Source organism: Neisseria sp. HMSC056A03 (assembly GCF_001815685.1).
Taxonomy (GTDB): domain Bacteria; phylum Pseudomonadota; class Gammaproteobacteria; order Burkholderiales; family Neisseriaceae; genus Neisseria; species Neisseria subflava.
The window spans coordinates 1-240 of record NZ_KV821621.1 but is presented as its reverse complement, the minus strand read 5'-3'; the positions used below and the strand labels follow the sequence as shown (position 1 = coordinate 240).

Sequence of the window (240 nt, the reverse complement as noted above, 5' to 3'; positions counted from 1 at the left end):
CGGCCTGTATTGTCCAATACGCGCTTAATTGTTGCGCCGTCTATCACTTCAAGGGCGAATAAGTCGCCGCCCAGTGTTTTACGCGGATAGATACATGGCGCGTCAATGACAAACAAATCTTCCAGCAAGATACGCAACCAGTCCGCCCATGTATGCTCCTTATCAGGCGACTGGAAAAATGCGATCGCTTCATCGACCTTTCGGTCTTTTCGCTGCGATTCGTTGTTTGCCGTTGATTCG

1 pseudogene is annotated in these 240 nt (G+C 50.0%); it reads right to left on the bottom strand.

Going from position 1 to position 240, the window contains the following annotated elements:
- Positions 1–240, bottom strand: a pseudogene (locus HMPREF3052_RS04810) (phage head morphogenesis protein); the annotation flags it as partial.